Raw genomic sequence first — 19,435 nt, 5'->3', positions numbered from 1 at the left:
ATACCGAGCAAGTGCTCACCATCACAGGGCCTGCATGCCTTGAGCCTCATCCCGCCGCGCGGCAGACTGGGCGGGTCATCAACGAGGAAGACGCTGCCCATGCTCCCCTGGCTCCCTGAGCGCCCCGTGGGCTTCCCGCCCATCGCATCTGCCCTGCGCGATCCCGACGGCCTGCTGGCCGCCGGCGGGGCCCTGACCCCGGAATGGCTGCTGGCTGCCTATCGCCGCGGCATCTTTCCCTGGTTCAGCGATGACCAGCCGGTCCTGTGGTGGAGCCCGGACCCGCGCATGGTGCTGTTCCCGAATGAGATCCGGGTGCGGCGCAGCCTCGCCAAGCGGCTGCGCAACGCCGGTTTCCATATCACCGCCGACACCGCGTTCGAAGGGGTAGTGGCGGCCTGCATGGCGCCCCGTGACGGTCAGCCCGGCACCTGGATCACCGCCGAGATGCAGACGGCCTATGGGCGCCTGCACCGGCTCGGCGCGGCCCATTCGGTGGAGGTGTGGCACGCCGACGAACTGGTAGGCGGCCTCTACGGGGTGGCCATGGGGCCGGTGTTCTTCGGCGAATCGATGTTCTCCCGTCAGGCGGATGCCTCGAAAGTGGCCCTGGTGCACCTTGCCCGGGCCATGACCGCCGGCGGTGGCCGGCTGATCGACTGCCAGATGCATACCGGGCACCTGGCCAGCCTGGGGGCCAGGGACATCGCCCAGAGCGAGTTCATCGGCTATCTTGAACAGTGGCTGGGCGATGCCGGCAGTGGCCGCCGGGAGACGGTCGACGACATCTCGGCAGCGACCTGGCCCTTCGATGCGATCGACACCCTTGCATGACCGAGCCAGCGATTCAGAGGAGATGGCAGCCTTGAGCAGCAATGCCCCCCGGCAGCCGGTAAGGGACCTGCGCTTCTTCCTGACCGTGCCCCATGCCTGCAGCTACCTGGCAGGCCGCGAGGCGACCACCCTGTTCCTCGACCCCCAGGAGTCACCGGGCCAGGGGGTCTACGATGCCCTGGCCCTGCTCGGCTTCCGCCGCAGCGGTCGTCACCTCTATCGACCCCACTGCGACGCCTGCAATGCCTGCATCTCGGTGCGCATCCCGGTGGCGGAGTTCGTGCCGAGTCGCACCCAGCGCAAGCTGGCCAATCGCAACGCCGACCTGACGCTGCACGTGCGTCCCGCCCTCTTCGATGCCGAGCACTATGCGCTCTATGCCCACTACGTCCGGACCCGTCACGCCGACGGCGACATGTACCCACCGAGCCACGAACAGTACCGTACCTTCCTGACCCTCGATCAGGCCTACGCCAGGCTGCTGGAGTTCCGGCTCGACGGCCGGCTGGTGGCCGTCTCGGCCTTCGACCAGCTCGAGCACGGCCTCTCGGCCATCTACACCTTCTTCGACCCCGCGCTGGAGCTGGAGCGTCGCTCGCTGGGCACCTTCGCCGTGCTCTCGCTGATCCAGCGCGCCCGGGACCAGGGGCTGCCCCATGTCTATCTGGGCTACTGGATCCGCGAGTGCCGCAAGATGAACTACAAGCAGTCCTTCCGGCCGCTGGAGATGCTCGACGGCCGCCACTGGCGCCGCATGATCACCCTGTAAGGGCGAGCGGAGCGCGGGTTCCTTTGCCTTGACGAGCGGCATGCGGCACAATATCGCGCTATCCTGTCGGCACGGGCGGCGAGGCCGTGAGACCGTGCCGCCTTCTTTCGTCATCTCATCAGCGAGGAACCGCCTATATGGCACGTGAAGACCATATCGAAATGGAAGGCGTCGTCGTCGATACCCTTCCCAACACCATGTTCCGTGTCGAGCTGGAGAACGGCCACGTGGTCACCGCCCACATCTCGGGCAAGATGCGCAAGCACTACATCCGCATCCTCACCGGCGACAAGGTCAAGGTCGAGCTGACCCCCTACGACCTGTCCAAGGGCCGCATCGTCTACCGCGCCCGCTGAGCGCCGATCGGGCCGCCAGGGCCCGGACGCCGCTCGAGTGTCGGCCGCCTTCGCGTCCGCCACCTCCTCCCGCTGCAAGGCCCGAACGAACAACGCCCCGTCCGCAGACAGGGCGCTGTGGGTTGGTGGCCGCCTGATCCCCGTCAGGGCGCGTCGGCCAGCTCCGACTCCGTGGAGAGGTGGAGCTCGCCCTCCTCCACGCTGACGTGCACCACCCCGCCGTGCTCGGCCAGCTCGCCGAACAGGATCAGCTCGGCCAGCGGCTTCTTGAGCTTCTCCTGGATCAGGCGGGCCATCGGGCGAGCCCCCATGTCGGGATCGTAGCCCTTCTCGGCCAGCCAGTCCCGGGCGGCCTCGTCCACGTCGAGCTGGACCCGCTTCTCGTCGAGCTGCGCCTGAAGCTCGACCAGGAACTTGTCCGCCACGTTGCGCACCACCGGGGTAGGCAGGGCATGGAACTGGATGATGCCGTCCAGGCGGTTGCGAAACTCCGGCGAGAAGGTCTTGCGGATCACCTCCATGGCGTCCGTGGAGTGGTCCTGGGTCTGGAAGCCGATGGAGCGCCGCGTGGCCTGCTCGACCCCGGCGTTGGAGGTCATGATCAGGATCACGTGGCGGAAGTCCGCCTCGCGGCCATTGTTGTCGGTCAGGCGGCCATGGTCCATGACCTGCAGCAGCAGGTTGAAGACCTCGGGATGCGCCTTCTCGATCTCGTCGAGCAGCAGCACGCAGTGAGGCTGCTTGGTGATCGCCTCGGTCAGCAGGCCGCCCTGGTCATAGCCGACGTAGCCGGGAGGCGCGCCGATCAGCCGCGACACGGTGTGGCGCTCCATGTACTCGGACATGTCGAAGCGCACCAGCTCGACGCCCATGATATGCGACAGCTGCCGGGCCACCTCGGTCTTGCCCACCCCGGTCGGGCCGGCGAACAGGAAGCTGCCCACGGGTTTGTCCGGCGACTTGAGGCCGGCACGCGACAGCTTGATCGCCGCGGCGAGGCTGTCGATGGCCTCGTCCTGGCCGAACACCAGCATCTTCAGGTCGCGATCGATGTTGGCCAGCAGCTTGCGATCGGAACTGGAGACGCTCTTCGGCGGGATCCGCGCGATGGAGGCCACCACCGCCTCGACCTGGTCGACGTCGATGGTGTCCACGCGCACCTCCGGCGGCAGTAGCCGCTGGTGGGCACCGGCCTCGTCGATCACGTCGATGGCCTTGTCGGGCAGGTGGCGATCGTTGATGTAGCGGTCCGACAGCCGGGCGGCACTCTCCAGGGCCGCATCGGTGTACTTCAGCTGATGGTGTTCCTCGAAGCGCGAGCGCAGCCCCTTGAGGATGCGGATGGTGTCCTCCACCGAGGGCGCCATGACGTCGACCTTCTGGAAACGGCGCGCCAGCGCGCGATCCTTCTCGAAGATGCCACGGTACTCCTGGAAGGTGGTGGAGCCGATGCAGCGCAGCTCCCCCGAAGAGAGCAGTGGCTTGAGCAGGTTGGAGGCGTCCATCACCCCCCCGGAGGCGGCGCCGGCACCGATCACCGTATGGATCTCGTCGATGAACAGGACAGCATGGGGCTGCTTGAGCAGCTCGGCCAGCAGGTTCTTGAGACGCTTCTCGAAGTCGCCGCGATACTTGGTGCCGGCCAGCAGGGCGCCCATGTCCAGCGAATAGACCACGGCGTCGCTGATGACGTCGGGCACGTCCTCCTCGACGACGCGCTTGGCCAACCCCTCGGCGATGGCGGTCTTGCCCACGCCGGCCTCACCGACCAGCAGCGGATTGTTCTTGCGCCGGCGGGCCAGGATCTGCACCACCCGCTCAAGCTCGTGCTCGCGGCCGATCAGCGGATCGATCTTGCCCAGCCGCGCCTGCTCATTGAGGTTGGTGGCGTAGCCGGTCAGCGGGTTGGAGCCGGTCTCGGCACCGCCCTCCTCGGCTTCCTCGGCCTCCGGCGAGGGCGACGACTGGCTCTGGCCGTGACCGGCCACCTTGGAGATGCCGTGGGCGATGTAGTTGACGGCATCGACCCGGGCGACGTTCTGCTGCTTGAGGAAATAGACCGCCTGGCTCTCCTGCTCGGAGAAGATCGCCACCAGCACGTTGGCGCCGGTGACCTCGCTCTTGCCCGAGGACTGGACATGGAAGACGGCGCGCTGGAGCACGCGCTGAAAGCCCAGGGTCGGCTGTGTCTCTCGGTCCGACTGGTCATCGGGGATCAGCGGCGTGGTGGAATTGATGAAATCCTGCAGGTCGGACCGCAGCTTGTCGAGGTTGGCCCCGCAGGCACGCAGCACATCCGCCGCCGAGGCGTTGTCAAGCAGCGCCAGCAGCAGGTGCTCCACGGTCATGAACTCGTGGCGCTTGGAGCGGGCCACGGTGAAGGCCGTGTTAAGGGTCAGTTCAAGTTCTTTACTCAGCATGGCAGTCCCCTTCTCGCCGCCCAGGGCTTCGCGTCGGATCATTCATGGTCCGGCATCATCAACATCGGGTACAAACGGCGCCGTTGCAAGTCTCCCTTCAACGCAGGACCGTCGCTGTCCCTCTTCGACCATGCCGCTCAGTCCGCCGCCTCGATGTCGCACAGCAGCGGATGCTGACACTCTCTTGCATATTGATTGACCTGATGGCTTTTGGTTTCCGCAATATCGCGGGTAAAGACACCACAGGTGGCCTTGCCCCGCGTGTGCACGGTCAACATCACCTGCACCGCGGTCTCGCTGTCCATGTGGAAGAAGGTCTGCAGCACCTCGACCACGAACTCCATGGGCGTGAAGTCATCGTTGTGTAGCACCACCTTGTACAAGGGGGGACGCGCCACTTCCGGGTCGGCATGCTGCACCGCCAGGTCGCCGTCGTCCTCCTCGGGGCCCGGCGGCCGGGTCATGCCCCCCCGCGTGGCCACCATGGCCACTCGCCACGCCACCTCATCGTCTCTACTGAACATAAGGGCCACTATCCATCTCGACAAGCCGGAGGCCGTCCATTATCTCAACCGTGATTGGACGCCATCATACCGGCAGGGTTCACCGCCTCTGTTCGCCACCAGGACGCCTCAACGCAAGGGCCCCCGTCCGCCGGGCGGCGGACGGGGGCCCCGGGTCCAGCGTCGCGACTCACATGTTGTCGGCGACGGCCTGGCCGAACTCGGAGCACTTGAGAAGCTTGGCATCGTCCATCTGGCGATGAAAGTCATAAGTGACCTCGCCCTTGGAGATGGCCTTCTCCATGCCCTTGAGCACCAGGTCGGCCGCTTCGACCCAGCCCATGTGACGCAGCATCATCTCGGCGGAGAGAATCAGTGAGCCCGGGTTGACCTTGTCCTGGCCGGCGTACTTGGGTGCCGTGCCGTGCGTGGCCTCGAACATGGCCACGGTATCGGACAGGTTGGCGCCCGGCGCGATGCCGATGCCGCCCACTTCCGCCGCCAGCGCATCGGAGATGTAATCGCCGTTGAGGTTCAGGGTGGCGATGACGTCATACTCGGCCGGACGCAGCAGAATCTGCTGCAGCATGGCGTCGGCGATGACGTCCTTGACCACGATCTCCTTGCCGTTATTGGGGTTCTTCATGGTCATCCAGGGGCCGCCGTCGAGCAGCTCGGCGCCGAACTCCTCCTTGGCGAGCTCATAGCCCCAGTCCTTGAAGGACCCCTCGGTGAACTTCATGATATTGCCCTTGTGCACCAGGGTCAGCGACTCGCGGTCGTTGTCGATGGTGTACTGCAGGGCCTGGCGCACCAGACGCTTGGTGCCCTCGACGGAGACCGGCTTGACGCCGATGCCGCAGTTCTCGGGGAAACGGATGTTCTGGACACCCATCTCCTCGCGCAGGAACTTGATGACCTTGTCGGCCTCCGGGGTACCGGCCTTCCACTCGATGCCGGCGTAGATGTCCTCGGAGTTCTCGCGGAAGATGACCATATCCACGTCGGCCGGCTTCTTGACCGGGCTCGGCACGCCTTCGAACCAGCGCACCGGACGCTGGCAGACGTAGAGGTCGAGCTTCTGGCGCAGGGCGACGTTCAGGGAGCGGATGCCGCCGCCCACCGGCGTGGTCAGCGGCCCCTTGATGGAGACGACATAGTCCTTGACCGCCTCCAGGGTCTCTTCCGGCAGCCAGGTGTCGGCGTCATAGACCTGGGTGGCCTTCTCGCCGGCGTAGACCTCCATCCAGTGGATCTTGCGCTCGCCGTTATAAGCCTTCTGCACGGCAGAGTCGATGGCGATCTTCATGGCCGGCGTCACGTCGACACCAATACCGTCGCCCTCGATGAACGGAATGACCGGCTCATTCGGCACGTTCAGCGTATTGTCGGCGTTGACGGTAATCTTCTGGCCGCCCTCGGGCAGGACGATTTTCTGGAACCCCATTGAGAACTCCCCTGTCTGGTCTGTTCTGGTCTGTTCAGTGGTGCGCGGAGTATAGCATTCACCCTCCGGAGCGGAGTAGGCTTGACGTCAGATTTGTCGACAATCCATGGTAGCAAGACTTTGGTCGAATGAGTGTCCTTTACCTGTTGCACAAGCCCTATCGCATGCTCTCCCAGTTCACCGACCGGAAGGCCAAGGACGGGGAGCGCCGCGCGACCCTGGCCGACGTCATCGACGTGCCGGATATCTATCCGGCGGGTCGACTCGACCACGATTCGGAGGGGCTATTGCTGCTCAGCGACGACGGCGAGTTGATCCATCGCATCAGCGACCCCCGCCACAAGCAGCCCAAGACCTACCGCGTGCAGGTAGAAGGCGAGCCCACTGAGGTCGCCCTGCAGGCACTGCGCGACGGCGTCGCGCTCAAGGAGGGCAGGACCCGGCCCGCGAAGGTGCAGCGCCTGACCGAGAGCGGGCTGCCCGAGCGCGACCCGCCCCTGAAGACGCGACGCCACCCACGCACCACCTGGCTCGAGCTGACCATCACCGAGGGCCGCAACCGCCAGGTCCGCCGCATGACCGCCCATGTCGGTCACCCCACCCTGAGGCTGGTGCGGGTGGCCATCGGCCCCTGGCGCCTGGATGGCCTGGCCCCCGGGCAGTGGCGACGGGAGACGCTTCACGCCCCGCGCAGGCCGCCAGCAGGTGCTCACCGGGGCCCAGCAAGAGGAGGCCGCCGATGAGCCGCTGGCAGCCCTTCATCAGCGTGGCCACCGTGGTGGAGCGGGCCGGGCGCTTCCTGGTGGTAGAGGAGGATCGTGGCGGAGCCGAGACCCTCTTCAACCAGCCCGCCGGCCATCTGGAGCCCGGCGAACGTATCCAGGAGGGCGCCCTGCGCGAACTGCGCGAGGAGACCGCCTGGCAGGTGGGCATCACCGACTACCTGGGCATGTATATCTACCACACACCGGATGGCCTGACCTTCCACAGCCATGGCTTCTTCGGCATGGCGCTGGCCCACCTGGGCAATGAGCTGGACCCGGCCATCCTCGCCGTGCACTGGCTGACCCTCGACGAGCTCGAGGCGCTGGACCGGGAAGGCCGGCTGCGCAGCCCGCTGGTGCTGCGGCGTGTCCGCGATGCCCTGGCGAGCCGCTTCTACCCCATGGACGTGATTCACGAAAGATAAGCGGCCAAGCGGCCAAGCCGAGGCTCAAGCAGAAAGCAGAAAGTAACGAGCCTCCTTGCTCCTTGGAGCTTGTAGCTCGCCTCTCGGCGCCTGGCGGCAAGATCATGTATAATCCCCGCCCATTTGAGCCATACCCGATTCGAGAGCGCCCATGACCGCCACCCCAGTCAAGGTGATCGTCGGCATGTCCGGCGGCGTCGACTCCTCCGTGTCCGCCCTGCTGCTGCTGGAGCAGGGCTACGACGTCGAGGGCCTGTTCATGAAGAACTGGGACGAGGACGACGGCACCGAGTACTGCACCGCCAAGACCGACCTGGCCGACGCCGAGGCGGTATGCGAGACGCTCGGTATCCGGCTGCACACCGCCAACTTCGCCGCCGAGTACTGGGACAACGTCTTCGAGCACTTCCTGGCCGAGTACCAGGCGGGGCGCACGCCGAACCCGGACATCCTCTGTAACCGCGAGATCAAGTTCAAGGTGTTCCTGGAGTATGCCGAAATGCTCGGCGCCGAGAAGATCGCCACCGGCCATTATGTTCGTCAAGGGCGGGTGCGCCAGGGGCAGGGCGACATTCGTCCGAGGTTGCTCAAGGGGCTCGACCCCCAAAAGGACCAGAGCTACTTCCTGCATGCCGTCCCCGAGGCTGCCATCGCCCGAACCCTCTTCCCGGTGGGCGAGCTGGAGAAGCCCGAGGTGCGCGCCATCGCCGAGCGCCATGACCTGATCACCGCGCGCAAGAAGGACTCGACGGGCATCTGCTTCATCGGCGAGCGCCGCTTCCGCGACTTCCTCAAACAGTATCTGCCCGCCCAGCCCGGCATGATCGAGACCCCCGAGGGCGAGGTCATCGGCGAGCACATGGGGCTGATGTACTACACCCTCGGCCAGCGTCAGGGGCTCGGCATCGGCGGTCTCGCCGACCATCCGGACGCGCCCTGGTACGTCGCCGCCAAGGACCTCGAGCGCAACGTGCTCGTCGCCGTACAGGGCAAGCATCACCCGCTGCTCTACACCGACGCGCTGGTCACCGAGGCCATGGACTGGGTGGCCGGCACGCCACCCGCCGCCGAGGGCCGCTATACCGCCAAGACCCGCTACCGCCAGGCCGACGTGCCCTGCCGGATGCGCGTCACCGCCGACGGCGGGGTGGAGGTGGGCTTCGATGAGCCCCAGCGCGCCGTCACCCCTGGTCAGTCGCTGGTCCTCTACGATGGCGAGATCTGCCTCGGCGGCGGGGTCATCCGCGAGACCTGGAACACCACGGAGCCTGCCTCATGACCGACTCGACCCCGATCCACCGCGCGCCGGATACCCCGGTCGCCCGTCAGGCCCTGGCGCTGGCCGGTGTCTTCCAGGCCGCCAGCCTGGTCGACGAGCTCGCCCGCACCGGCCAGGTCGAGTCGCGCGCCTGGGAAACCCTGATCCGTGCCACCCTGGACACCAACCCAGAGAGCTTCGAGGCGATCTACGGCGGCCATCCCAACAACCTGCGCCGCGGCCTCGACGTGCTCGAGGGCGTGGTCGGCCGCCAGCAGGTCAACCCCGTGGTGCTGCGCTACGGCTTCTCGCTGTTGATGCTGATGAACAAGCTGCGCGGCAACGACGCCCTGATGGATGACCTCGGCACGCGCCTGACCCGTATCCAGGGCCAGGCCGAGCACTTCGGTGAGACCCACGAGAACGTCATCGCCAGCCTCGGCGAGGCCTATCAGGAAACCCTCTCGACCTTCAAGACCCGCATCGTCGTCCAGGGCGACCCCTCGCTGCTGCAGAGTCGCATGATGCCCGAGCGGGTCCGCGCCATCCTGCTCGCCGGCATCCGTTTCGCCCTGCTCTGGCACCAGCAAGGGGGCCGACGCTGGAAGCTGGTCTTCCAGCGCGGCGCCCTGAAGAAGACCCTGGAACAGCTGGGCTGAGCCCCTTCCACTTCCCTTGACCGGAATCCGACCATGCACGCCGCTTCCCTGCCCCTCTCCGCCCTGACTGCTCTCTCCCCCATCGATGGCCGCTACGCCGGCAAGGCCAAGGCCCTGCGCGAGCACTTCAGTGAGTTCGGCCTGATCCGCGCCCGGGTCATCGTCGAGATTCGCTGGCTCCAGCGCCTTGCCGAGCATCCGCAGATCACCGAAGTACCCAGGCTCTCCGCCGAGGCCACCGCCTTCCTCGAGGCCCTGCTGCGCGACTTCTCCGTAGAGGACGCCGAACGCATCAAGACCATCGAGCGCACCACCAACCATGACGTCAAGGCGGTGGAGTATTTCATCAAGGAGAAGATCGCCGGCCAGCCGGAGCTGCACGCCGTCACCGAGTTCGTGCACTTCGCCTGCACCAGCGAGGACATCAATAACCTCTCCCACGGCGTGATGCTGACCGACGGACTCCGCGCCCTGCTCCCGGTGATGCACCGGGTGGCAGACGAGATCGCCCGCCTGGCCCATGATCACGCCGCCCAGCCGATACTCTCGCGCACCCACGGCCAGACGGCGAGCCCCACCACCCTGGGCAAGGAGATGGCCAACGTCGCCTACCGCCTGCGCCGCCAGCTCGCGCAGATCGAGGGCGTCGAGATACTGGGCAAGATCAACGGCGCGGTCGGCAACTACAACGCGCACCTGGCCACCTATCCCGAGGTGGACTGGGAAGCCAACGCCCGCAGCTTCGTCGAGGGGCTGGGGCTGACCTTCAACCCCTATACCACCCAGATCGAGCCTCACGACTACATCGCCGAGCTGTTCGACGCGGTGTGCCGCTTCAACACCATCCTCATCGACTTCGATCGCGACGTCTGGGGCTACATCTCGCTGGGTTACTTCAAGCAGAAGACCGTCGAGGGCGAGATCGGCTCCTCGACCATGCCCCACAAGGTCAACCCCATCGACTTCGAGAACTCCGAGGGTAACCTGGGGGTGGCGAATGCCCTCCTCGGCCACCTGGCCCAGAAGCTGCCGATCTCCCGCTGGCAGCGCGACCTCACCGATTCCACGGTGCTGCGCAACCTGGGCGTCGGCCTGGCCTATGGCCTGATCGCCTACCAGGCCTCGCTCAAGGGCATCGGCAAGCTCGAGGCCAACCCGGCGCGCATCGCCGAGGACCTCGATGCCAGCTGGGAGGTGCTGGCCGAGCCGATCCAGACGGTGATGCGCCGCTACGGCATCGAGAAGCCCTACGAGAAGCTCAAGGAGCTGACTCGCGGCAAGCGCATCGACCAGACCGGCTTCGCAGCCTTCATCGACACCTTGCAGCTTCCCGAGACCGTAAAGGAAGAACTGAAGGCGCTGACCCCGGCGACCTATATCGGCAACGCCGAAGAGCAGGCGAGGAAGCTATGAACTCCGATGCGCCGCTGCCCATGCTGGGCGGCCTGACCGCCGCCGAGTTCCTGCGCGACGTCTGGCAGCAGAAGCCGCTGCTGATCCGCGGCGCCTTTCCCGATTTCGCGTGCCCACTGGACCCGGATGAGCTGGCGGGGCTCGCCTGCGAGGAGGGCGTCGAGGCCCGTCTGGTGGAGGAGCACGGTGCCGACGGCGCCTGGCAGGTCCGCCACGGCCCCTTCGATGAGGTCACCTTCGCCACACTGCCCGAGCGCGACTGGACCCTACTGGTCCAGGCCGTCGACCACTACGTGCCCGAGGTGGCCGAGTTACTCGAGGCCTTCGACTTCCTGCCCCGCTGGCGACTCGACGACATCATGATCAGCTACGCCCCCCCAGGCGGAAGCGTCGGCCCGCATGTCGACCAGTACGACGTCTTCCTGCTGCAGGGCAGCGGCCAGCGCCGCTGGCAGCTGGGCGGCAAGGTCGGCGACGACGCCCCGATCCTCGATGGCATCGACCTGCGCATCCTCGAACGCTTCGAAGTGGCCCCTGGCGATGACTGGATTCTCGAACCGGGCGACATGCTCTACCTGCCGCCCGCCTGGGCGCACCATGGCGTCAGCCAGACCGACGACTGCCTGACGTTCTCGGTGGGCTTCCGCGCGCCCTCCGCGGACGAGGCGATCACCTCGTTTGCCGACTATCGCGGTGAGCAGCTGCCGGCATCGAGGCGCTACGCCGATGCCGGCATGACGCCGCCCAAGGACCCCGCCGAGCTCGACGATGACGCCGTGGCCCGCATGCGCCAGCTGATCCTGGAGACCCTGGACGACCCGGCCCAGCTGGCCCAGTGGTTCGGCCGCGTGATGACCCAGCCCAAGTACGTCGACCAGCTGGTCCCCACCGAGACGCCGACCGAGGTAGAGGACCTTGTCGCCGCCCTTCAGGAGGGCGAGGAACTGGCACGCAGCCCCGGTTCGCGCTTCGCCTGGCGGGCCCTGGACGACGACCGCGCAACCCTCTTCGCCGATGGCGACGGACTGAACTGCCCCCTGCCCCTGGCCCGGCATGTAGCCTCCGATGCCCCGCTGGACGAGGGCCTGCTCGCGCTGCCCGGTGCCGCCGCGCTGCTCGCCCGCCTGCTCGATATCGGCAGCCTGGCCTGGGCGGACGAGCTGGAGGAGTAGCAAGGAGCAAGGAGCAAGGAGCAAGGAGCAAGGAGCAAGGAGCAAGGAGCAAGGAGCAAGGAAAACAATGTGTCACCAGGAGAGACGAAGTGAAAGAGACAGAGCTGGCCATTAAAGAGGGCAGCTGGGACGCGTTAGGCGCCGAGGCCAGCGAGATCCGCCGGGTGGTCTTTATCGAGGAGCAGCAGGTGCCTCAAGAGGAGGAGTGGGACGGCCGCGACCCCGACTGTCGCCACTTCCTGGTCCTGCACGACGGCATTCCCCTGGGCACCGCCCGGCTGCTGCCCGATGCCCATATCGGTCGGGTGGCCGTGCTCGCCCAGGCCCGCGGCCTGGGGATCGGCGCGGCCCTGATGCGGGCCGCCATCGAGGCCGCCCGCCGCGACGGCCATAACACGGTGGAGCTCGCCGCCCAGACCCACGCCCTGACGTTCTACGAACACCTGGGGTTCAGGGCCTTCGGTGACGACTTCCTCGAGGCCGGTATTGCGCACCGCAATATGCGCCTTCCCCTCGGCGCTTGAATCGCGACCCCCTGCTTCCGCACGGAAACTCGACTACAGGAAAGGCCTCTCCCCGCACCGTCCTGTAGTCGAGTTACAACGCCCTCTCCCCCCAAGGATCAATTGCTGAAGCCCGCCATCAGGGGCCATAGTGGCTTCCATGGCGAGGGTAAAACAGCTGTTTACCAGCGGCCCGAAGGGGTCAGGCAGATCGGCTGGCACACCCTCCCCGAGGTTCGACCAAGGCCGTAGAGACAAGCCCCGGCATCTGTTCGGCCCTGACAGTTCTTCGCAGATGCAGCATAAGGCATTGCCGAATGGTGCAGCAGGCGATTCCAGCGGCCGCGACACCGGTTTTTCCCGACATCGCGATCACGAGATTCCACTCCTGACCCGAAGGATGGCCCATGACGACATTCAAAGACGAACTCAAGGCTCTGGCTCAACTGCGCGAAGCCCAGCAGGGCAAGTGGGACAACATCAACCCCGAGCATGCCGCCCGCATGCGGGTGCAGAACCGCTTCCAGACCGGCCTGGACATCGCCCGCCACACCGCCGGGATCATGCGCGAAGACATGGCGGCCTATGACGCCGACACCGCGCAGTACACCCAGTCGCTGGGCTGCTGGCATGGCTTCATCGGCCAGCAGAAGATGATCTCCATCAAGAAGCACTTCGGCACCACCAAGCGTTCCTACCTCTACCTCTCCGGCTGGATGGTCGCCGCCCTGCGCTCCGAGTTCGGCCCCCTGCCCGACCAGTCCATGCACGAGAAGACCACCGTGCCGGGCCTGATCGAGGAGCTCTACACCTTCCTGCGCCAGGCCGATGCCTGGGAACTCAATCACCTGTTCCATGACCTGGACGAGGCCAAGAAGGCCGGTGACCAGGCGAAGGCCGACGAGACCATGGCGAAGATCGACGGCTTCGAGACGCATGTCGTGCCGATCATCGCCGACATCGACGCCGGCTTCGGCAACGCCGAGGCCACCTACCTGCTGGCCAAGAAGATGATCGAGGCCGGGGCCTGCTGCATCCAGATCGAGAACCAGGTCTCCGACGAGAAGCAGTGCGGCCACCAGGCCGGCAAGGTCACGGTGCCCCACGAGGACTTCATCGCCAAGATCAACGCCGTGCGCTATGCCTTCCTGGAACTCGGCGTGGAGGACGGCGTGATCGTTGCCCGCACCGACTCCCTGGGCGCCGGCCTGACCCAGAAGATCGCCGTGACCCACGAGCCCGGCGACCTCGGCGACCTGTACAACGGCTTCCTCGATGGCGACGCGATCGCCTCGGCCTCCGACATCAACAACGGCGACGTGGTGATCAAGCAGGACGGCAAGCTGGTCAAGCCCAAGCGCCTGGCCTCCGGCCTCTACGAGTTCAAGCCGGGCACCGGCGAGGACCGCGTGGTGCTGGACTGCATCACCAGCCTGCAGAACGGTGCCGACCTGCTGTGGATCGAGACCGAGAAGCCCCATGTCGGCCAGATCGCCGGGATGGTCAACCGCATCCGCGAGGTCTGCCCGGATGCCAAGCTGGTCTACAACAACAGCCCGTCCTTCAACTGGACCCTGAACTTCCGCCAGCAGGTGTTCGACGCCTGGGAGACGGAAGGCAAGGACGTCTCAGCCTACGAGCGCGCCGACCTCATGAACGCCACGTACGACGACACCGAGCTCGGGCAGCTGGCCGACGAGTGGACCCGCAACTTCCAGCGCGACGCTGCCCGCGAGGCCGGCATCTTCCACCACCTGATCACCCTGCCGACCTACCACACCGCGGCCCTCTCCACCGACAACTTGGCCAAGGGCTACTTCGGCGACGAGGGCATGCTGGCCTATGTGGCCGGGGTGCAGCGCAAGGAGATCCGCGAGGGCATCGCCACCGTCAAGCACCAAGACATGGCCGGCTCCAACATCGGTGACGACCACAAGGAGTTCTTCCACGGCGAGGCGGCGCTCAAGGCCGGCGGCAAGGACAACACCATGAACCAGTTCGGCTGAAGCCGCTGGCGGTAACCACTGGAAACCTTGGGGAGGCCGATTGACCTCCCTTTTTTCATATTATTGGCCGCATGGCGACGCTACACTCATGGCCAGGGAGTCCGACGCGCTGGCCAAGCCGGTTCGCAGTGGGTAGACTCGTTAAAGAACACCGTCCATTAACCTTTGGTCACCATCCCGGGACCGAGTGTTCGTCACGGACATCAAGGAGATCCTGCATGAAACGCCTTCTTCCCGTTCTGGCCATCGGCGTCCTGACCCTGGCCGGCTGCGCCAACACCGCGCCCTATTCGGGCAACGTCTACAGCGGCAACCAGGCCAAGTCGGCCCAGACCGTGACCTTCGGCACCATCACCGCCCTGCGCCAGGTGCAGATCCAGGCCGACAGTCGGGCCGGGGGCCTGCTCGGCTCCGGCGGCGGTGCCGTGATCGGCGGCATCCTCGGCAACCAGGTGGGCGGCGGCACAGGGCGCCAGCTGGCCACCGTGGCCGGCGTCATCGGCGGCGCCGTCGCGGGCACCAAGGTCGAGGAGGCGACCAACCGCATCACCGCCTGGGAAATGGAGATTCGCCAGGATAACGGCCAGAACGTGGTCGTTGTCCAGAAGGCGGACCAGAACTTCCAGGTCGGCCAGCGCGTGCGCCTGATCGGCAGCGGCAGCAGCGTCAGCGTGGCCCCCTACTGAGGGCAGCCCTGGCCGCATGGGCGGCCGTCAATAAAGAAGGCCCGCGGAGCGATCCGCGGGCCTTCCTCGTTCCGGTGGCGACAGCCGGCGTAACCGGGACATCCTCAGTGCAGGTCGACCTTGTTCATGGCCCAGCCGGCCAGCTTGGTGGCGATCAGTGCCACCAGGCCAATCACGATCACGGTGAACAGCATGTCCACGGGGCGCACGATGAAGGTGGCGCCGAGCACCGCCAGGGCCGGGCTCCATATCCAGCGATCATCTTCGCTGCGCAGCACGGCCGGCAGCAGCGTGTCGAGAATACCGCTGACGGAGGCCTCCCAGCGCTTGAGGAAGAGATACAGGAGCACGGCGAAGGCGATCAGCCAGATCAGGGTCAAGGTCATGGCACTCTCCAGGGAAGGGTCGATCGAGGACCAGGGAAGGGTCGATCGAAGGGAATCGGGAAATCGGACTCCGGCAAGGGTATCCCTGCCCGGTAGGCCACGCAACCGTCCGAAAGTCCCCGCCCCGGGACCGGAAAGGCGTGAATGCGACTCAGGATCGGCCCTCACATCCTGAATTTCCTCCATGCCCCTGACAGTCGCTTGACTGCCGCGTTACCATGTCGCGCTACATGCACTCACCGAAAGGTTCATCAATGCAGATTGCGCAGAATTCCGTTGTCGCGTTCCACTACACCCTGACCAACGATGCAGGTGAAGTGCTGGACAGCTCGGAAGGCCGCGAGCCACTGACCTACCTCCACGGCGCAGGTAACATCATTCCGGGCCTCGAGAAGCAGCTGGAAGGTCGCGCCACCGGCGACAAGCTCGAGGCCAAGGTTGCCCCGGAAGAGGGCTACGGCGACGTCCAGCCTCAGCTCGTGCAGGAAGTGCCGCGTGACGCCTTCCAAGGCGTCGAAGACGTCGAGCCGGGCATGCAGTTCCAAGCCCAGACCCAAGGCGGTCCGCTGATGGTCACCGTGACCAAGATCGAGGGCGACACCGTCACCGTCGATGGCAACCATCCGCTCGCCGGCCAGCCGCTGAACTTCGACGTGGAAATCGCCGAGGTCCGCGAGGCCAGCGAGGAAGAAGTCGAGCACGGCCACGTGCACGGCGAGGGCGACCACGAGCACTGATATCTCGTGCCGACCGCACCGGCCGCCGACAGGCGAAACCGGGATCACGAAGGGGCAGCCAAGGGCTGCCCCTTCGTCGTTCAGGCGCGCGGTCGTTTCGGGCCCTCGTGCTCGAAGGCCCGCAGGGTGCGATGACCGCCCCAGAGCCGCATCGCGGTGGTCACCAGGCAGGCCCCGCCGAAGACCATCGCCAGCAGCGGGAAGTGCCCGGGAAACAGGCAGAAGAGCACGAAGGCCAGCACGGTCTCCGTGCCCTCGGTCAGGCCGTGCAGGTAATAGAAGGCCTTCTGCTGGAAGCGTGGCCGTTCCAAGCCATGGCGCGTGGCCATGATGGCGAAGGCCAGGAAGGAGGTCCCGGTGCCGATGAAAGCGAACAGCAGGAAGGCCGCCGCCAGGGCATTGGCTGCCGGGTCGGCAAGGGCGAAGCCCAGCACGACCGCCGCGTAGAAGACGAAGTCCAGGCCGATGTCGAGGAAGCCCCCGGCATCGCTCGCCTCCCCCGTCAGCCTGGCCAGGGCACCATCCAGCCCGTCGCCCAGACGGTTGAGCAGGATCGCCACCAGCGCCGGCAGGTACCAGCCAAGGGCCAGCAGCGGCAGAGACAGCATCCCCACCAGGAAGGCCGTGACCGTCACCTGATCGGGGCGGACCCTGAGCCTGGCGAGGCCGCGGGCCAGCGCCGACAGCGGGCCCTGGGTCAGCGGCATGGTCCAGCGATCGAGCATGCTAACGCCCTGTCTCGTCGGCCCCGTCGCCACCCCGCCGCCAGGCGAAGTAGCGCGCCAGCCAGCCCAGCAGGCGCTCCGGCTTGTGGGCATTCTTCCACACCCCGGCCGTGGCCTTGACCGCCTCGCTGTGGGTCGGATAGGGATGGATGGTGCCCAGCAGCTTGTTGAGCCCGATGCCGCGGGTCATCGCCAGGGTGAACTCGGCGAGCATCTCCCCCGCCCCCTGGCCGACGATGGTGGCCCCGAGGATCCGGTCGCGACCGGGCACGGTCAGCACCTTCACGAAGCCGCGGGTACTGCCCTCGGCGATGGCGCGATCCAGCTCGCTCAGGGCGTAGCGGGTGACCTCGACCTCGACGCCCGCTGCGAGGGCCTCACGCTCGTTGAGCCCGACCCGCGCCACCTCAGGGTCGGTGAAGGTGACCGCCGGCAGGGCCCGATAGCTCACCCGAAAGCGCTTGAGCTCGCCGAACAGCGCATTCACCGTGGCATGCCAGGCCTGGTGGGCGCTGGCATGGGTCAGCTGGTAGGGGCCCGCCACGTCGCCGCAGGCCCAGACATTGGGCAGTACGCTCTGCAGCGACTCGTCCACGGCCAGGGTGCCATCGGACCGGGTCTCGACGCCGAGGGCCTCCAGGCCCAGTCCCTCGACATTGGCCTGGCGCCCCACCGCCACCAGCAGGTGGGTGAAGGGCAGCCGCTCGAGCACCGGTTCTTCCCCGTGGGCGTCATGCCGCTCGACCTCCAGGGCATGGCCACCGCCCTCATCAACCACCACCCGCAGCGCCCGGGTGGCGAGATGCACCGCCAGGCCTTCCTCACCCAGCCGGGCCTCGACCTCGCTGGCCACCTCCCGGTCTTCCCGAGGCAGCAGCTGGCCGCCCATCTCCACCAGCGCCACCCGGCTGCCCAGCCGGGCGAAGCTCTGGCCCAGCTCGCAGCCGATGGGCCCACCGCCCAGCACCACCAGGCGTTCGGGGAGCGTCTCGAGTCGCCAGAGATTGTCGGAGGTGAGCACCTCGATGGCCTCCAGGCCCGGCAGCGGCGGCACGCGCGGCCGCGCCCCGCTGGCGATGATCACATGGCGGGTAGTGATCACCCGCTCCGTCTCGCCCTCCCGGATCCGCACTCGCCAGGGATCGTCGAGAACGGCATTGCCTTCGATCACCTCGACGCCCAGCCCCTCGTAGCGCTCGCGACTGTCGTGGGGCGCCACCTCGCGGATGGCGCGCTGGACATGGCCCATCACGGCGGTGAAATCCACCTCGGGTTCGCCGGCAGTGACGCCGTAACGTGGCGCCTCGCGGATCTCATTGGCGAGGCGGGCGGCGCGGATCAGCGCCTTGGAGGGCACGCAGCCGGTGTTGAGGCAGTCACCGCCCAGGCGATCACGCTCGACCAGGACCACCCGCGCCTTCACCGCCGAGGCAATGTAGCTCGCCACCAGCCCCGCCGAGCCGCCGCCGATCACCACGATGTCCTGGTCGAAGCGGGCCGGCCGCGCGAAGCGACGGGCCAGCTGGCGGCGCTTGCCGATGGCCACCAGGCCACGGGCCAGCCAGGGGAAGAGGCCGATCAGCACGAAGGAGCCGATCAGGCCCGGCGAGAGGATGCCGGCCAGCGACTCCAGGTTGCCGAGTTCGCGTCCCGCGTTCACGTACACCGCGGTGCCGGGCAGCATGCCCAGCTGGCTGACCCAGTAGAAGGTCGTCAGCCGCATGCGGGTCAGGCCCATCACCAGGTTGATGACGAAGAAGGGAAACAGCGGGATCAGCCGCAGGGTGAAGAGATAGAAGGCCCCCTCGCGCTCGATGCCGGCGTTGATGCGCTCGAGCTGGGTGGCGAAGCGTCGCTCCAGGGGCCCGCGCGCCAGGGTGCGGGCGATCAGCGCGGCGAGCGTCGCCCCGAGGGTACTGGCGAAGGAGATCAGCAGCAGCCCCCAGCCGAAGCCGAACAGCGCCCCGCCGAGCAGGGTCAGCAGGGTGGCCCCGGGCAGCGAGACGGCGGTGATGGCCACGTAGATCAGGAAGAAGCCGCCGGCGACGGTCAGCGGTTCGGCGGCCAGCCAGGCCTGGAAGCGCGCCTGCTCGGCCTGGAGGTTATCGAGGGTCAGGGCTTGATCGGCCCCACTGAGGAAGTAGGCCGCGACCAGCAGGGCGATCACGGCCGCGAGTATCAGGCGTCGTCGTGTCAAGGGGGACTCCCGTAGGTAAATGATAAGGGTCACCGCATCCGCGGCCGTCGAAGACGCCCCTCTGTCGTTGTGGCTGACGGTAACTTACGCGGAAGCGACCACAGTGTCCTGTAAGGAACTGGGAGGATAGGGAACTCAATGGCATCACGTCTCTCCAACCTATCAACCCTGATCC

19 protein-coding genes are annotated in these 19,435 nt (G+C 66.7%); 13 read left to right on the top strand and 6 right to left on the bottom strand.

Annotated features, from left to right (window positions below):
• The first annotated feature begins 99 nt into the window (after window positions 1-99).
• The 3 genes from aat to infA all read left to right on the top strand — a co-directional run bounded on the left by aat (window position 100) and on the right by infA (window position 1,959).
• Window positions 100-834, top strand: coding sequence for a leucyl/phenylalanyl-tRNA--protein transferase (aat, locus tag OP497_RS07610; RefSeq protein ID WP_280547602.1), 735 nt, complete (start codon window positions 100-102; stop codon window positions 832-834).
• A gap of 31 nt (window positions 835-865) precedes the next feature.
• Entirely contained in the window at window positions 866-1,603 is a 738-nt protein-coding gene (locus OP497_RS07605) for an arginyltransferase (RefSeq protein WP_280547601.1), read from the top strand.
• Window positions 1,604-1,740: 137 nt separating this feature from the next.
• A complete protein-coding gene (gene infA / locus OP497_RS07600; protein ID WP_040185975.1) occupies window positions 1,741-1,959 on the top strand; it encodes a translation initiation factor IF-1 in 219 nt (72 codons plus the stop codon).
• A 143-nt stretch (window positions 1,960-2,102) separates the two neighbouring features.
• Here the strand turns inward: infA and clpA are convergent, their stop codons facing one another.
• The 3 genes from clpA to icd all read right to left on the bottom strand — a co-directional run bounded on the left by clpA (window position 2,103) and on the right by icd (window position 6,329).
• Entirely contained in the window at window positions 2,103-4,379 is a 2,277-nt protein-coding gene (gene clpA / locus OP497_RS07595) for an ATP-dependent Clp protease ATP-binding subunit ClpA (RefSeq protein WP_280547666.1), read from the bottom strand.
• 137 nt (window positions 4,380-4,516) lie between these two features.
• Entirely contained in the window at window positions 4,517-4,864 is a 348-nt protein-coding gene (gene clpS / locus OP497_RS07590) for an ATP-dependent Clp protease adapter ClpS (protein WP_348533111.1), read from the bottom strand.
• Between the two features lie 208 nt (window positions 4,865-5,072).
• The gene (gene icd, locus OP497_RS07585) at window positions 5,073-6,329 is read right to left on the bottom strand and encodes an NADP-dependent isocitrate dehydrogenase (protein ID WP_280547599.1); all 1,257 of its coding nucleotides are present in this window, start codon (window positions 6,327-6,329) and stop codon (window positions 5,073-5,075) included.
• A gap of 128 nt (window positions 6,330-6,457) precedes the next feature.
• Here icd and OP497_RS07580 point away from each other — a divergent pair, with 128 nt between their 5' ends.
• From OP497_RS07580 to OP497_RS07540, 9 genes are all read left to right on the top strand, one after another.
• The gene (locus tag OP497_RS07580) at window positions 6,458-7,072 is read left to right on the top strand and encodes a pseudouridine synthase (protein ID WP_280547598.1); all 615 of its coding nucleotides are present in this window, start codon (window positions 6,458-6,460) and stop codon (window positions 7,070-7,072) included.
• On the top strand, window positions 7,069-7,518 hold the full coding sequence (locus OP497_RS07575) for an NUDIX hydrolase (protein WP_280547597.1): 450 nt from the start codon (window positions 7,069-7,071) through the stop codon (window positions 7,516-7,518). The genes OP497_RS07580 and OP497_RS07575 overlap by 4 nt, the downstream gene beginning before the upstream one ends.
• Before the next feature lie 151 nt (window positions 7,519-7,669).
• Window positions 7,670-8,797 (top strand): tRNA 2-thiouridine(34) synthase MnmA, encoded by a 1,128-nt coding sequence (mnmA, locus tag OP497_RS07570; protein ID WP_280547596.1) that lies wholly within the window; start codon window positions 7,670-7,672, stop codon window positions 8,795-8,797.
• Complete coding sequence (hflD, locus tag OP497_RS07565) at window positions 8,794-9,435, top strand: high frequency lysogenization protein HflD (protein WP_280547595.1); 642 nt, start codon at window positions 8,794-8,796, stop codon at window positions 9,433-9,435. The genes mnmA and hflD overlap by 4 nt, the downstream gene beginning before the upstream one ends.
• Before the next feature lie 48 nt (window positions 9,436-9,483).
• Window positions 9,484-10,848 (top strand): adenylosuccinate lyase, encoded by a 1,365-nt coding sequence (purB, locus tag OP497_RS07560; protein WP_280547665.1) that lies wholly within the window; start codon window positions 9,484-9,486, stop codon window positions 10,846-10,848.
• A complete protein-coding gene (locus OP497_RS07555) occupies window positions 10,845-12,020 on the top strand; it encodes a cupin domain-containing protein (protein WP_280547594.1) in 1,176 nt (391 codons plus the stop codon). The genes purB and OP497_RS07555 overlap by 4 nt, the downstream gene beginning before the upstream one ends.
• An 89-nt stretch (window positions 12,021-12,109) precedes the next feature.
• Window positions 12,110-12,544, top strand: a complete 435-nt coding sequence (locus OP497_RS07550; RefSeq protein WP_280547593.1) for a GNAT family N-acetyltransferase — start codon at window positions 12,110-12,112, stop codon at window positions 12,542-12,544.
• 386 nt (window positions 12,545-12,930) lie between these two features.
• On the top strand, window positions 12,931-14,529 hold the full coding sequence (locus tag OP497_RS07545; protein ID WP_280547592.1) for an isocitrate lyase: 1,599 nt from the start codon (window positions 12,931-12,933) through the stop codon (window positions 14,527-14,529).
• Between the two features lie 218 nt (window positions 14,530-14,747).
• Window positions 14,748-15,215 (top strand): glycine zipper 2TM domain-containing protein, encoded by a 468-nt coding sequence (locus tag OP497_RS07540; protein ID WP_280547591.1) that lies wholly within the window; start codon window positions 14,748-14,750, stop codon window positions 15,213-15,215.
• 104 nt (window positions 15,216-15,319) lie between these two features.
• On the opposite strand, the gene OP497_RS07535 is transcribed toward OP497_RS07540, so the two are convergent.
• Window positions 15,320-15,601 (bottom strand): hypothetical protein, encoded by a 282-nt coding sequence (locus tag OP497_RS07535; RefSeq protein ID WP_280547590.1) that lies wholly within the window; start codon window positions 15,599-15,601, stop codon window positions 15,320-15,322.
• A 254-nt stretch (window positions 15,602-15,855) separates the two neighbouring features.
• Between OP497_RS07535 and OP497_RS07530 the strand changes: the two genes are divergently transcribed.
• Window positions 15,856-16,338, top strand: coding sequence for a peptidylprolyl isomerase (locus tag OP497_RS07530; protein WP_280547589.1), 483 nt, complete (start codon window positions 15,856-15,858; stop codon window positions 16,336-16,338).
• 80 nt (window positions 16,339-16,418) lie between these two features.
• Here the strand turns inward: OP497_RS07530 and OP497_RS07525 are convergent, their stop codons facing one another.
• On the bottom strand, window positions 16,419-17,063 hold the full coding sequence (locus tag OP497_RS07525) for a CDP-alcohol phosphatidyltransferase family protein (RefSeq protein WP_280547588.1): 645 nt from the start codon (window positions 17,061-17,063) through the stop codon (window positions 16,419-16,421).
• A gap of 1 nt (window position 17,064) precedes the next feature.
• Complete coding sequence (locus tag OP497_RS07520; RefSeq protein ID WP_280547587.1) at window positions 17,065-19,260, bottom strand: bifunctional TVP38/TMEM64 family protein/FAD-dependent oxidoreductase; 2,196 nt, start codon at window positions 19,258-19,260, stop codon at window positions 17,065-17,067.
• Window positions 19,261-19,435: the final 175 nt, after the last annotated feature.

This window comes from Halomonas sp. 11-S5 (assembly GCF_029889825.1).
Classification (GTDB): Bacteria; Pseudomonadota; Gammaproteobacteria; order Pseudomonadales; family Halomonadaceae; genus Halomonas.
Note: the sequence above shows the minus strand (reverse complement) of the source record. Positions and strands in the feature narration are given on the sequence as shown.